The 13,326-nt window shown below is 62.4% G+C and carries 10 protein-coding genes and 1 riboswitch; of the genes, 8 read left to right on the top strand and 2 right to left on the bottom strand.

Annotation, left to right across the window (positions count from 1 at the left end; translation table 11 throughout):
- Positions 1–210 precede the first annotated feature (210 nt).
- The 3 genes from DBR44_RS12170 (at position 211) to DBR44_RS12160 (ending at position 4,264) form a co-directional block, all read left to right on the top strand.
- The gene (locus DBR44_RS12170; protein WP_124644300.1) at positions 211–1,233 is read left to right on the top strand and encodes a putative 2-aminoethylphosphonate ABC transporter substrate-binding protein; all 1,023 of its coding nucleotides are present in this window, start codon (positions 211–213) and stop codon (positions 1,231–1,233) included.
- Between the two features lie 236 nt (positions 1,234–1,469).
- Positions 1,470–2,564 (top strand): putative 2-aminoethylphosphonate ABC transporter ATP-binding protein, encoded by a 1,095-nt coding sequence (locus DBR44_RS12165; RefSeq protein ID WP_124644299.1) that lies wholly within the window; start codon positions 1,470–1,472, stop codon positions 2,562–2,564.
- Positions 2,558–4,264, top strand: a complete 1,707-nt coding sequence (locus tag DBR44_RS12160; protein ID WP_124644298.1) for a putative 2-aminoethylphosphonate ABC transporter permease subunit — start codon at positions 2,558–2,560, stop codon at positions 4,262–4,264. Before DBR44_RS12165 ends, DBR44_RS12160 begins: the two co-directional genes overlap by 7 nt.
- A gap of 30 nt (positions 4,265–4,294) precedes the next feature.
- Here DBR44_RS12160 and DBR44_RS12155 read toward each other — a convergent pair whose 3' ends face one another.
- Together DBR44_RS12155 and nhaR are read right to left on the bottom strand one after the other, a co-directional pair.
- The gene (locus tag DBR44_RS12155; RefSeq protein WP_124644297.1) at positions 4,295–6,343 is read right to left on the bottom strand and encodes a site-specific recombinase; all 2,049 of its coding nucleotides are present in this window, start codon (positions 6,341–6,343) and stop codon (positions 4,295–4,297) included.
- Between the two features lie 211 nt (positions 6,344–6,554).
- The gene (gene nhaR / locus DBR44_RS12150) at positions 6,555–7,448 is read right to left on the bottom strand and encodes a transcriptional activator NhaR (protein ID WP_124644296.1); all 894 of its coding nucleotides are present in this window, start codon (positions 7,446–7,448) and stop codon (positions 6,555–6,557) included.
- Between the two features lie 141 nt (positions 7,449–7,589).
- Between nhaR and htpX the strand changes: the two genes are divergently transcribed.
- From htpX to DBR44_RS12125, 5 genes are all read left to right on the top strand, one after another.
- A complete protein-coding gene (htpX, locus tag DBR44_RS12145) occupies positions 7,590–8,471 on the top strand; it encodes a protease HtpX (RefSeq protein ID WP_124644295.1) in 882 nt (293 codons plus the stop codon).
- Positions 8,472–8,580: 109 nt separating this feature from the next.
- Positions 8,581–9,576 (top strand): TerC family protein, encoded by a 996-nt coding sequence (locus DBR44_RS12140; RefSeq protein ID WP_124644294.1) that lies wholly within the window; start codon positions 8,581–8,583, stop codon positions 9,574–9,576.
- 111 nt (positions 9,577–9,687) lie between these two features.
- Positions 9,688–9,787: riboswitch (Fluoride riboswitch) on the top strand.
- Positions 9,788–9,863: 76 nt separating this feature from the next.
- A complete protein-coding gene (locus DBR44_RS12135) occupies positions 9,864–11,150 on the top strand; it encodes a voltage-gated chloride channel family protein (RefSeq protein WP_124644293.1) in 1,287 nt (428 codons plus the stop codon).
- A gap of 119 nt (positions 11,151–11,269) precedes the next feature.
- Positions 11,270–12,481 carry an MFS transporter gene (locus tag DBR44_RS12130; RefSeq protein ID WP_158613606.1) on the top strand — a complete coding sequence of 404 codons (1,212 nt, stop codon included), beginning with the start codon at positions 11,270–11,272 and terminating at the stop codon, positions 12,479–12,481.
- Between the two features lie 62 nt (positions 12,482–12,543).
- On the top strand, positions 12,544–13,323 hold the full coding sequence (locus tag DBR44_RS12125) for a CDP-diacylglycerol diphosphatase (RefSeq protein WP_124644291.1): 780 nt from the start codon (positions 12,544–12,546) through the stop codon (positions 13,321–13,323).
- Positions 13,324–13,326: the final 3 nt, after the last annotated feature.

The following is a 13,326-nucleotide window of genomic DNA, read 5'->3' as shown; positions in this document are numbered from 1 at the left end:
ATACCGTGGGCATTGGCTACGGCCAAGAAAATCGGCATCGCCATGCTGGACGGGCTTGCTGTGGGAAAGGTCTAGCAGCGCAAGACAAGTTTCATGTCGGCTTAACTGCCTTGTCATTCAGGCTGAGCATGATGGCAGCCATTGACTGGCCGACCAGCCTTCGAGTGCCGGTAAATTTGTCTATACGTCTAAATCAATGGAGCAATGTCGATGAAAAAGCAGATGGCTGCATGTATTGGCCTGGTGTGCACCGGCCTGATGGCACCGCTGGCACAGGCTGCAAGCACGCTGACGGTTTATTCCGCACTGGAGGCCGATCAGGTGAAGGATTACAAGGAGGCTTTTGAAAAGGCCAATCCGGATATCGAGCTGCGCTTTGTGCGCGAATCCACCGGGGTGATTACCGCCAAACTGCTGTCGGAAAAGAACAATCCGCAGGCTGACGTGGTGTGGGGCCTGGCCGCCACCAGCCTGATGATTCTGGATCAGCAGGGCATGCTGCAAGGCTATGCGCCCAAGGGCGTGGAAAAGCTCAATCGCGAATTCGTCGACAAGGCGCATCCGCCCAAGTGGACGGGCATGGACGTGTGGGCCGCCACCATCTGTTTCAATACCGTGGAAGCGGCCAAGAAAGGCCTGCCCAAGCCGGAGAGCTGGGCCGACCTGACCAAACCGGTGTACAAGGGCCAGATCGTGATGCCGCACCCGGCCTCGTCCGGCACCGGCTATCTGGATGTGTCCGCCTGGCTGCAGATGATGGGCGAGAAACAAGGCTGGGACTACATGGACAAGCTGCACGTCAACATGGCCCAGTATGTGCACTCCGGCAGCAAGCCCTGCAAGATGGCCGCCGCCGGCGAATACCCCATCGGCATTTCCTTTGAATACCGTGGTGCCGAGCTGAAAGCAAAGGGCGCGCCGATCGATCTGGTCTATCCCAAGGAAGGTCTGGGCTGGGATCTGGAGGCCACGGCCATCCTCAAGGGTAGCAAGAACCTGGCCGCTGCCAAGAAACTGGCGGATTTCTCGGTCAGCCTGCCGGCCATGCAGCTGTATGAAAAGAACTACGCCGTGGTCGCCATGCCGGGCGTGGCCAAGCAGAACCCCTACATCCCCACCGACTATGCCAAGCGTCTGAGCAAGAACAATTTTGCCTGGGCGGCCAAAAACCGCGAAGCCATCCTGCAGGAATGGTCGCGTCGCTATGAAAGCAAGGCTGCTGCGAAGAACTGAGGCGGCGTGCTGAACGGCTAATGGTCCAATACCCGCGACACCAGCAGTCAGTCGACTGTTGGTGTCATTTGTTTGGTGCCTTTCGCAGCCAGTCACGGAGTCCTGCGAGGCTTGGCCGGGCTGGCTTAACGCAGCTTGGGCCATTTTCTCAATCACTTGGCCAGCAGTTTGTCATGTGTCGATTTATACCACGCATGCCGGTAGCGCTTGCCCGGCGGCGGCAGGAGGAGTGTGTCATGAAACCGGCCGAAAACGGCTTGAGCGATCACCTGACCATGCACGGGCTTTCCCGGCGCTTTGGCAGTTTTACCGCGCTGGATGCGGTATCGCTATCCATTCGCAAGGGCGAATTCGTCTGCCTGCTGGGGCCTTCCGGCTGCGGCAAGACCACCTTGCTGCGGCTGATTGCCGGGCTTGATCTGCCAGACGCCGGCAGCATCGCGCTGCAAGCGCGCGACATTACCCGTGCCGCACCGGCCCAGCGTGATTACGGCATTGTCTTCCAGAGCTATGCGCTGTTTCCCAACCTGAGCGTGGCCGACAATATCGCCTACGGGCTCAAGCCACGGCATGAGCGGCAACGCCACCGCCTGCGGGTGCGCGAGCTGCTGGACATGGTTGGCCTGCCCGGTGCCGAGGAAAAATACCCGGCGCAACTGTCCGGTGGCCAGCAGCAGCGCGTGGCCCTGGCGCGCGCGCTGGCTACCTCGCCCGGCATGCTGTTGCTGGATGAGCCGCTGTCGGCGCTGGACGCACGGGTGCGCGACAAGCTGCGCGAAGAGCTGAAAGGCCTGCAGCAACGGCTCGGGGTGACCACGCTGATGGTGACGCATGATCAGGAAGAGGCGCTGGCCATTGCCGACCGGGTGGTGGTGATGAATGCCGGCCGTATCGAGCAGATCGGCACGCCGGCGGAAATCTACCGCCAGCCCTGCAGCCGCTTTGTGGCGGAATTCGTCGGCGAGGCCAACTGGCTGCCGGCCACGGCCTGCGGCGCGCAACAGGTGCGCGTGGGCAACCATCTGCTGCAGCTGGAAGCAGCCTTGCCGCCAGGTCCGGCCTTGCAGCTGTTTTTGCGGCCGGAGGACGTCATCATCAAGCCGCGCTGGGAAAATGCCGCGAATACCGTGCTGGCCAGAGTCGACAATATCAGCTTTGGTGGTGCGCTGACCCGCATCCGCCTGCTACCCGAAGGCATGCCCGGCCAGGTGCTGTATGCCGAAGTGTGCCCCGGCATGCTGGATCGCCAGCCGCTGGTGCCGGGCGAGATTGTGCCGGTGGAATTGCCGGCATCCCGCCTGTTGGCCTTTGCCGGAGACCTGCCATGCTGAGCGCGGTATGGCGCTGGCTGCCGCGTGGCGAGCAGGCCGGCATCGCTGGCGAGGCGCGCATGGCCAGCCTGCTGCTGTGGGCGCTGGTGGCTGTTTTGCTGCTGGGCTTGGGCCTGCCCTTGTTGTTCATCTTTGCCAAGGCCGTGCAGGATGGCGACGGCGGCTTTGTCGGCCTCGCCAATTTTGCCCAGGTGTTGCAATCGCCCGGCCTGCTGCGCGCCAGCAGCAACAGCCTGCAACTGGGGCTGACCGTGACGGCGCTGGTGCTGCCGCTGGCTTTTGCCTTTGCCTGGGCCTTGCTGCGCAGCCGGCTGTGGGGCAGGGGGCTGTGGCGGCAGGTCGGCCTGTCGCCGTTGCTGGCCCCTTCGCTGATGCCGGCCATTTCGCTGGTTTACCTGTTCGGCAACCAGGGCCTGCTCAAGGACTGGCTGCATGGCGGCAATATTTACGGTTTCTGGGGCGTGGTGCTGGGCGAGTTGTTCTACACCTTTCCCCATGCCTTGCTGATCATCATGACGGCGCTGTCCGCCGCCGATGCCCGGCTGTACGAAGCTGGCCGTGTGCTGGGGGCCGGCCCCTTGCGCCAGTTCTTGACCATTACCCTGCCCGGTGTGCGTTACGGGCTGGTCTCGGCGGCGCTGGTGGTGTTCACCCTGGTGCTGACCGATTTTGGCGTGCCCAAGGTGGTGGGCGGTGATTTCAATGTGTTGGCGGTGGAGGCCTTCAAGCAGGTGATCGGCCAGCAGAATTTCCCGCGTGGGGCGGTGGTGGGCTTGTTGCTGTTGCTGCCGGCCATCCTGTCCTGCCTGGTGGAGCGGCGCATGGCCGGGCGACAGCAGGCGGCGCTCACCGCGCGGGCGCAGCCGTTTACGCCGGCGCCATCATGGCTGCGCGATGGCTGTGCCCTGTTGCTGTTGCTGGCCATCGGCCTGCTTTTGCTCGCGCTGCTGGGGGTGGGGGTGGCGGCCTCCTTCATCAAATACTGGCCGTACAATCTGGACTTTACCCTGGCCCACTATCAATTCGATGCGGTGGATGGTGGCGGCTGGTCGGCCTATGGCAACAGCCTGCAGTTGGCCACGGCTACGGCGCTGCTGGGCAGCCTGCTGGTGTTTGTCGGGGCTTATGTCTGCGAAAAACTGCCGGGCATGGCGCTGGGGCGGGGCCTGCTGCGCTTTCTGGCCATGCTGCCGATGGCGGTACCGGGGCTGGTGCTGGGGCTGGGCTATGTGTTCTTTTTCAATCACCCGGCCAATCCGCTGCATGGCTGGTATGGCAGCCTGGGCCTGATGGTGCTGTGCTGCATTGCCCATTTCTATACCACGGCGCACCTGACTGCCGCCACGGCGCTCAAGCAACTGGATGGTGAATTCGAAGCGGTGGCTGCCTCACTCAAAGTACCGTTCTGGGTGACCTGGTGGCGGGTGAGCCTGCCGGTCTGCCTGCCGGCGCTGGTGGATGTGGCGCGTTTTCTGTTTGTGTCGGCCATGACCACGCTGTCCGCGCTGATCTTCATCATGACGCCGGAACACAGCCTGGCGGCGGTGTCCATCATCACCATGGACGATGCCGGTGATACCGCTGCGGCAGCGGCCATGGCCACGCTGGTGGTATTGAGCTCGGCCGGGGTATCCCTGCTGCTCAGCCTGCTGGAGCGGGTACTGGGCCGGCGCAATCAGCGCTGGCGCAAGCCCGGCTGAAACCGGGCCTGGCCGTAGCGTGAGGGCTGCTCAGGAGCCAGCCGGCTTGTCCCCGGCTGCCTCGTCGGCCGCCGGGCGCGGTGCGGCGGGCGGGATGAAGAACTGCAGCGGCTGGCGGATGAAGCGTTTGAGCAGCAGCGGCAGCAGCGGCAGCACCTGACGGCCGCTCAGTTTGCGCGAACGCAGCGCCACCCACAGCGCCATGCTGAAGCTGACGGCCAGATTGGTGAAGCCGATCAGCGCCACGCCGCCGCAGTACAGGGCCATCATCCCCAAGGGCAGCTGGAAGTCCAGCGCCACCAGGCCGAATGCCAGATTGGCGGCGGAGAAGGTGATGTGACGAATGTCCAGCGGCAGGCCGAGAATGATGCCGATGGTGCCGGTCAGCCCCAGGAACAGGCCGAAATAGAAGTTGCCGGCCAAGGCCCCCAGATTGTGCTCGACGTAATGCCCCAGCTGCCAGGCGCGATGTTTGCCCAACAGCTTGTTCAGCAGCGGGTGGGCAGCCAGCCGTTCCGGGATGCGGCGATAGATGGCCTTGTTGTCGTAATAGCCGGCAATCAGCCCGGACAGGAAGAGATACACCCCGGCGATGCCGGCATGCACCAGCGCCAGGCTGCCCAGCGGGTCCAGATCATGCAGCAGATGTTGTGCCTTGGCCGTGCCAACCACCGGCTGGCCGAACAGTGCCTGCCAGCCAAGGGCAATGATGGCGGCGGTGGGGATGGCCAGCAGTACATTGCCCAGAATGGCGACGAACTGCGTGCGCATCACCTTGACCACCAGCTCGGCCAGCTCATCCAGTGGCACTCGCGGGCCGCTTTTTTCCTGCTGGTGCAGGGCGGCGGCAATGCGGGCGGCGGTCATCGCCGGCTGTTTGGTGGCAATGGTGAAGTGCAGCAATTGCACGATGATGAAGCCGACGGCGTAGTTGAGACCATACGACAGCCCCTCCCACAGCAGCGGCAGGTGGGCCTGGGCCAGCAGCAGCTTGATCAGCGCCATCACCCCGACGATCAGCCCGGCACCCATGGCGGCCTTGGCCATGCTGCCCCATTCCCGGCGCGATTCGGCAATATAGTGTTCGCCATGGCGGCCGGCATGCTCGGTCACCTGCAGTGCCAGCAGTTCGGTATTGGACTTGAACACATCGCTGACGCTGTATTTGCGGTTTTCCGCGCGGGCAAAATCCAGAATCAGGTGAAACAGCGCCGGGTTGTGGCCCGGATCGTGACCCGGCTCCAGCAGCGACAACAGGGCGCGCAGGCGGTTCAGGCTTTGCAGCAGGCGCAGTGCCTGATAGGTGAGGTTGACCGAGATGCCGTTGCGCGAGGCATTCTTGCGGATTTTGCCCAGTATTTCCTCGCACTGATCCAGCAGCACCAGCACGTGCTTGTCGTCTTCTGCCAGGGCCGTGTCATCGGCCAGTGCCCGGCGATAGCTGTCGGCATAGCTCAGCACGGCAGCATTCAGGTGCAGGAAAGGCGACTCGAAGCGCTCGATGTCCGGATACACCCGCACCAGCTCCGGTTCCAGACCGATGGCGGTCACCCGTGCCGACAGGATCTGTACTGCCTCCACCATTTGCAGCCGGGTTTGTACCCAGCCCGCACGATTCTCCTCTTCCGGCCAGGCCATGGCCTGCCATAGCTGCTGCCAGGTTTCATCCGGTATGCCAGCCAGCCAGATGTGGTCCTGCTTCCAGCGGAAGAGGCGGCCGAAGCGGTCCTGCAAGGAGTCTTCGCGGATGGGCATGGGCAGCAGCCGTTCTCCCACGCGCTTGGACAGCGTGGAGAAGAAGCCGGTATTGGCCAGGATGCCTGATTCGGTATAGAGCGGTATCTGCCGGGTCTGGGTCAGCAGTTCCAGCAGGGCAGAGCGCAGTGCCTGGCGATAGGTGGGGTTGTGCTCCAGCAGCCAGGCCAGCGCGCGCAGGTTCATCACCGCCTGTTCATGATCGGTGGCACTGGATGGGCGCAGGCTGCGCACCAGCTCGGCCAGCGCGGCTCCGCTGCTGCATTCGCCTGCGCTCAGGCTTTGAAAGATGGAATCGAGAGTCGGATTGGGCAAATTGGTCATTCGGTCAGATAGTGTCAGGCCAGTGTATGCCGGCTGCTGGTAGCCGGCTTGTCATGCAGTATGGGTAATTTGCAAGCAGAACAACAGTATCGGCCAGCTGCTTTTGGCAGCAGCCTGTGTAAGTCAGTCAAATCAGACCATGCTGATTTACGGCTGGTTCAGTCGTGCCGGGAAAAATCGTACAGCGGAACTGAGCTTTTCCGTGTGGTGATTATTCCGACTCGGCATGCTGAATGATCGCCTGTACCGCCGTATGCTGCAATTTGCGGCGGTTGGCGATGGCGTAATACTGCTCTTCCACGCCCTCCACCAGACCCAGCAGGCAGAGCTTGCCGCTGCTGGCGATATCGCTGGCGGCAAAGGCCGGTGCCGGAAACAGGCCGGCACCCTGTTCGCCAAAGGTATGCAGCAATGCGCCATCCTTGAATTCCCCCACGATGTCCGGGCGGATGCCGCGCTCGTCCAGCCAGTGTTCCAGCTGGCCGCGCAGCACATTGTCGCGGCTGGGCAGCAACAGCGGTGCCCGCTGCAGGCTGTGCGGAAAGCCCGGCTGGTAGCGCTCGGCCAGTGCTGGTGTGGCGAAAATCATCACCGGACAGCGGGCAAGCAAATAGGATTGCAGCGTCTGCTGTGCTGCCGCCGGTGCCGGGCGGTCGGCCAGCACCAGATCCAGGCTGTGGCTGCTCAGCTCGTGCAGTAGCTGGTCAAACGTCCCCTCGGTGCAATGCAGCCTGACACGTTGTGGCAAGGCCAGGGCTGGTTGCAGCAGGCGGTAGGCAATGCTCTTGGGCAGCACATCGCTGATGCCGCTGCTCAGCCGCAGGGTGTGGTCCAGTTGCTCGTCGGCCAGCATTTCCTGCAACTCTTCGCCCAGCTGGAAAATACGGTCGGCATAGCCCAGTGCCATGCGGCCGGCCTCGGTCAGCACCAGGCCACGACCTTGCTGGGTAAACAGTGCGCGGCCGATGTGCTGTTCCAGCCGGGAGATCTGGCCGCTGACGGTCTGGGCCGTCATGCCCAGCTGGCGTGCCGCTGCCGTGACGCTGCCGGCACGGGCGACCGCCCAGAAATAGTGCAGATGCTTGTAATTGAGATCGCTGAGCATGATTGTTCGAAAAATTCTGATGAATATTACCAGTTTATTTGATTTTTTCGTGGGCTGGAAACATCTATCATGCAGCGTCTGATTCATACGGGCCGGCGGTCAGCGCCGGTCTGTCATCAACCACCACTGAGAGGATTGATCATGAAACGTGTGATCTTGCTGATCGCCACCAATATCGCGGTGATGCTGGTGCTGAGCATCGCCGCCCAGTTGCTGGGCATCAACCGTTTTATCACCGCTGGCGGCCTGAATATGGGCAGCCTGCTGGCCTTTGCCGGCCTGATGGGTTTTGGCGGTGCCTTCATTTCGCTGTGGATGTCCAAGACCATGGCCAAGTGGAGTACCGGCGCACGGGTGATCGAGCAGCCGAGCAATGAAACCGAACGCTGGTTGCTGTTTACCGTGCGCAAGCTGGCGGACCGCGCCGGCCTGCCGATGCCGGAAGTTGCCGTGTACGAAGGTGAGCCGAATGCCTTTGCCACCGGTGCCAGCAAGTCCAATTCGCTGGTGGCGGTTTCTACTGGCCTGCTGTCCTCGATGACCGAGCAGGAAGTCGAAGCCGTGCTGGCCCATGAAATCGCCCACATCCAGAACGGCGACATGGTGACGCTGACGCTGATTCAGGGCGTGGTGAATACCTTTGTGTTTTTCCTGGCGCGCGTGGTGGGCTATCTGGTGGACAACTTCCTGCGCCGCAACGACGAGGAGTCGTCCAGCGGCACCGGTATCGGCTACTTCATTACCGTGATTGTGTGTGAAATCGTGTTCGGCATTCTGGCATCCTTTATCGTGATGTACTTCTCGCGTCAGCGGGAGTACCGCGCCGATGCCGGTGCGGCCAAGCTGCTGGGCAGCCCGCAGCCGATGATTGCCGCACTGCACCGTCTGGGTGGCGTGCATGCCGGTGAGCTGCCGCAGAACATGGCGGCCTCGGGCATCTCCGGTGGTGCTGGGCTGATGGGGCTGATGTCCAGTCACCCGTCGCTGGAGTCCCGTATCGCGGCCTTGCAGGCAGTACGCTGAGTTTCCGGTCTGATATTGCTGTTAACAATGAGCAGGCCTGTCCTGCTCATTGTTGTTTTATCCGGTCTGTTGCCATGTGGCAGTCAGACGCAGAGCGAAAGACAAGAAAATGGAATGGTTGAATGTGTTGTTTGCCGGCACCCCGCTGTGGATGTGGCTGATGTTCATGGCCATCGTGGCGGCCCTGCTGTTGTTTGATCTGGGTGTGCTCAACAAGGACGACCACGAGATTGGCGTCAAGGAAAGCCTGAAGCTGTCGGCGTTTTACATCGCCATGGGTCTGGCCTTTGGTGGCTGGGTATGGTGGTACCGGGGTGGCGATGCCGGCATGCAGTATCTCACCGGCTATCTGGTGGAAAAATCGCTGTCGATGGACAACATCTTTGTGATGTCGCTGATTTTCAGCGGCATGGCCGTGCCACGGCTGTACCAGCACCGGGTGCTGTTCTGGGGCATTCTGGGGGTGATCGTGCTGCGCGCGGTGATGATTGGTCTGGGTGCGGTGCTGGTGGCTGAATTCAAGTGGGTGCTGGTGCTGTTTGGCCTGTTCCTGCTGCTGACCGGTATCAAGATGCTGCTGGGCAAGGATGAGGGCCATCCCTCGCTGGATGACAACAAGCTCTACCAGTGGCTGCGCCGTCATCTGCGCCTCACGCCCACGCTGCATGGCCATCATTTCCTGGTGCGCGGCGAGCAGCATGGTTTGTCCCGTGGCTGGTGGGCCACGCCCTTGCTGTTGACGCTGATGCTGGTGGAAAGCGCCGACCTGGTGTTTGCGGTGGACAGCATTCCGGCGATTTTCGCCATCACCCAGGACCCTTTCCTGATCTACACCTCCAACATTTTCGCCATCCTGGGCCTGCGTGCGCTGTTCTTTGCGCTGTCGGCCATGGTGCACCGCTTCGAATACCTCAAGTATTCGCTGGCCATCGTGCTGGTATTCATCGGGGTGAAAGTGGGGCTGGTGTATCTCAACGACATTCAGCTGGTGAGTTTCCACATTCCCACCGGCGTGTCGCTGGTGGTGACGCTGGGTCTGCTGATCAGCGGCGTGCTGTATTCGCTGTACAAGACCCGCGACGACAAAGGCGACAGCCTGTCCTGAAGCTGATCTGCCGGTTTTGTCGCTGTCCTGCTGCTGGTCTGGCCGGGCTGTCCCTCTGGGGCGGCCCGGCTTTTTGCTTGTCGCGCCCAGGCTTTGCCGCTAGCATGGCTTTTCTTTGAGGGAGATGGCATTCCTCCCGCCTGTTTGCCGCAGCCAGCACGGATGCAGCAACTGCAAACCGCCCATCCGGGCTGATGATGCCTGCAGGCTTCCCCTTGCCGGGAGCTGCAGGTGCGTCTGTGTTTTCCGGCCGGGGGTGATTATGTGTTGTCATTCAGAAGAACCCCATGTCTGCCATTTCCCGTTCCGAAACCCTTGCCATGCTGCCGCGCATGAGCAAGCTGCTGTTACTGGCCTGCCTGGTTGCCTTGCTGGCCGGCTCTGCCTCGGCCTTTTTCCTGCACAGCCTGGTGTGGGCGACGGCCATGCGTGACAGCCACCGTTATCTGCTGTGTTTGTTGCCGCTGGCCGGCTTTGTGGTTGGCTGGGTCTATCTGCGCTATGGTAGCCGGGTGGAGGCAGGCAATAATCTGTTGATCGACGAGATTCACGATCCCACCCGCATCGTGCCCTTGCGCATGGTGCCGCTGGTGTTGTGGGGCACGGTGATGTCGCATCTGTTCGGTGCCTCGGTCGGCCGTGAAGGCACTGCCGTACAGATGGGCGGAGCGCTGGCCGACCAGCTCACCCACCTGCTCAAGCTTGGTAATGCCGACCGGCGCATCTTGCTGATGTGCGGCATTGCCGCCGGTTTTGCCTCGGTATTCGGCACGCCGCTGGCTGGCGCAGTGTTTGCACTGGAGGTGCTGGCCATTGGCCGCATGCGTTACGACGCCTTGTTTCCCTGCCTGCTGGCGGCCATTGTGGCCGACCAGGTGGGCCTCGCCTGGGGTGTGCTGCACACTCACTACGCCATTCAACTTATCCCGGCCATCAGCGGCTGGACCCTGCTGGCTACGCTGGTGGCCGGCGCGCTGTTCGGCCTCACCGGCAAGCTGTTTGCCGACAGCACCCATGCCTTGTCGGCACGCATCAAGCATTATGTGAAGTACCCGCCGCTGCGCCCCTTGCTGGGCGGCCTGCTATTGTTGGCCATCGTCTGGCCGACGGGGGCGGATCGCTATATCGGCCTGGGTATTCCGGTGATTGTGGACGCCTTCCAGCAGCCGCTGGCCCCTTATGATTTTGCCGCCAAGCTGGGCCTGACCGTGCTGTCGCTGGCCAGCGGTTTCAAGGGTGGGGAAGTGACCCCGCTGTTTTACATCGGTGCCACGCTGGGCAATGCCCTGTCTCCCTTGCTGCATCTGCCGTTTTCCCTGCTGGCCGGGCTGGGTTTTGTCGCCGTGTTTGCCGGAGCGGCCAATACGCCGCTGGCCTCCACCATCATGGCGATGGAGCTGTTTGGCAGCGAAGTGGGCATCTACGCCGCACTGGCGTGCGTGGCCAGCTATTATTTTTCTGGTCATAGCGGCATTTACCGCTCACAGCGCATCGCCCACGGCAAGCACCGGCCGTTTCCGCGCGGGCTGAAACTGAGCGAGCTGGCCGCCTGGCGGCAGCGGCAGGACAAGTAGCCTGAGGGCAGGGTGTGGACGGTTTCTACCCCTGATGCAGTCGTTTGCTGGCATGGCCGATGACAGCGGATCAGCCATAATGATATTTAAATGGAATGCGTCGGGGGAGTAGTCAGTTCATGCACAGCGTGACGGTGGTGGAGCATAGTTGGCGCAGCATGCTGCGGGCGGTGGCCAGCCTGTTGCTGGCCTATGCCTTGCTGGTGGTGGGTAATGCGCTGGGCAGCACCGAAACCTCGCTCAGCCTGCTGGCCAATGGCGTGCCGGTGGCGGTGGCCGGCATGGTGCAGTCGGCCTATTACGCTGGTTTTTTTCTGGGTGGATTTTTCTGCAGCGGCATGATCCGCCAGTACGGCCACCACCGCACCTTTGCCACCCTGACCGCCATCATCTGCGTGCTGACCTTGTGCCAGGCGCTGTTTACCACACCGTGGCTGTGGCTGCTGGCGCGGCTGGGTAATGGTCTGGCCATGGTGGGCATCTATATGGTGGTGGAAAGCTGGCTGAACGGCTGTGTCAGTAACAGCCAGCGCGGCCAGCTGTTTTCCCTATACCTGATCATCAGCTATCTGGGCGCCAGTGCCGGCCAGTGGCTGCTCAAACTGCCGTTCAGCCAGACTGGCTGGCCTTTCATCATCGTCGCCATGTTGTTTGCCCTGGCCATCATTCCCGTCACCCTGACCCAGCAGCGCCCGCAAGTGCTGGCCGCGCCGCCGCCTGGCAATGTGCTGGCGCGGGCCATGCGCACCCTGCGTCTGCTGGGCCGGCGCGCTCCGCTCAGCCTGGCCGGTGCGGTGCTGGCCGGCTGTTTCAACAGTGCCTTCTACACCATGCTGCCGGCCATGCTCAGCCAGTCCGGCCGCACCGCGCCGGATATTGCCAGCTTCATGGGCCTGGCCTTGCTGGCTGCGCCGCTATTGCAGTGGCCGATGGGCAAATGGGCGGACAGCAGCGACCGTGCCACCTTGCTGGCGCGTTGTGCGCTGGTGGTGGCGGTGCTGTCGCTGATGCTGACCCAGTTGCTGAACACCTGCTGGATGCTGCCACTGGTGATGGTGTATGTGTCGGTGGCCTTTACCTTTTACGGCACGCTCAGCGGCATCGCCAACGACGCCATGCCATCGCGCCATAGGGTGGAGGTGAGTGCCTCGCTGCTGATGGTGTATGCGCTGGGCGGCACGCTGGGGCCGCTGTTGTGTTCTTCGGTGATGGCAGCCATCGGCCCGGCTGGTTATTTCGTGGTGTCGCTGGGCTTGTCGGCCACGCTGGGCGGCTATGCCTGGTGGACGGTCAAGCGCTGGCCGCTGCCCAGCCTGCTGCCGCCGCGCTGAGCGACAGTTTGTCACCTGGCTGATTCATCATGCGGTTTTTCCTCTGGCGAAAGCATCATTCCATGACGGTGAAAATCATCCGTGGCGGCAGTGTGCTGGCCGCGCTGCTGCTATTGGTATCCTGGGCGGTGCATGCCGCCAATGCCGATGCCTTGTGGAATATCGTGCACGAGCAGTGTGTGCCGCACTGGCAGCAGGCAGAGGACCCGGCACCCTGTGCCCGGGTGGAGACCGGGCAGGGCGAAGCGCAGGGTTTTGCCATGCTCAAGGACATCCACGGTGTGCTGCAATACTTGCTGATTCCCACAGCCCGCGTCAGCGGCATCGAAAGCCCGCTACTGCTACAGGAAGATGCTCCCGATTACTGGGCTGCAGCCTGGGACGCCCACCAGTGGCTGGACCGTCTGCACGGCAGCCCCTTGCCACGCGAGGCGCTGGCGCTGACGGTGAACTCGCCATGGGGCCGCAGCCAGAACCAGTTGCACATTCATGTTTCCTGTGTGCAGCCGGCATTGCGTCAGCAGTTGCAACAGGCAGCCATCGAGCTGCAGTGGCATGAGCTGCCTGGCGGCATCAACGGCCATGCCTACCTGGCAAGGGCCATCATGGGCGAGACGCTGGCCGGTGTGCAGCCCTTCCGCCTGCTGGCGGAGGGGATTCCTGCTGCCCGCGAGGACATGGGCCGCTACACCTTGGCAGTAATTGCCACCCGTTTCGACAGCGGGCCGGGCTTCTGGCTGCTGGCCAGCAAGGCCGACCTGCTGGCCGGCAACTTTGCCTCGGCCGAAGGCGATGTGCAGGATCATGACTGCCAGATACTGCAGCCGGCAGTAGCGCCATGAACA

It is taken from the genome of Aquitalea sp. FJL05 (genome assembly GCF_003852595.1).
GTDB lineage: Bacteria > Pseudomonadota > Gammaproteobacteria > Burkholderiales > Chromobacteriaceae > Aquitalea > Aquitalea aquatilis.
This window is presented reverse-complemented; position numbering and strand designations above follow the sequence as displayed.

What these genes read in the sequence shown, in the direction of transcription:
- DBR44_RS12125 (WP_124644291.1), top strand. Translation starts at nt 12,544, where the DNA reads ATGACGGTGAAAATCATCCGTGGCGGCAGTGTGCTGGCCGCGCTGCTG.
- DBR44_RS12155 (WP_124644297.1), bottom strand. Translation starts at nt 6,343, where the DNA reads ATGACCAATTTGCCCAATCCGACTCTCGATTCCATCTTTCAAAGCCTG.
- DBR44_RS12130 (WP_158613606.1), top strand. Translation starts at nt 11,270, where the DNA reads ATGCACAGCGTGACGGTGGTGGAGCATAGTTGGCGCAGCATGCTGCGG.
- DBR44_RS12170 (WP_124644300.1), top strand. Translation starts at nt 211, where the DNA reads ATGAAAAAGCAGATGGCTGCATGTATTGGCCTGGTGTGCACCGGCCTG.
- htpX (WP_124644295.1), top strand. Translation starts at nt 7,590, where the DNA reads ATGAAACGTGTGATCTTGCTGATCGCCACCAATATCGCGGTGATGCTG.
- DBR44_RS12135 (WP_124644293.1), top strand. Translation starts at nt 9,864, where the DNA reads ATGTCTGCCATTTCCCGTTCCGAAACCCTTGCCATGCTGCCGCGCATG.
- DBR44_RS12160 (WP_124644298.1), top strand. Translation starts at nt 2,558, where the DNA reads ATGCTGAGCGCGGTATGGCGCTGGCTGCCGCGTGGCGAGCAGGCCGGC.
- DBR44_RS12140 (WP_124644294.1), top strand. Translation starts at nt 8,581, where the DNA reads ATGGAATGGTTGAATGTGTTGTTTGCCGGCACCCCGCTGTGGATGTGG.
- nhaR (WP_124644296.1), bottom strand. Translation starts at nt 7,448, where the DNA reads ATGCTCAGCGATCTCAATTACAAGCATCTGCACTATTTCTGGGCGGTC.
- DBR44_RS12165 (WP_124644299.1), top strand. Translation starts at nt 1,470, where the DNA reads ATGAAACCGGCCGAAAACGGCTTGAGCGATCACCTGACCATGCACGGG.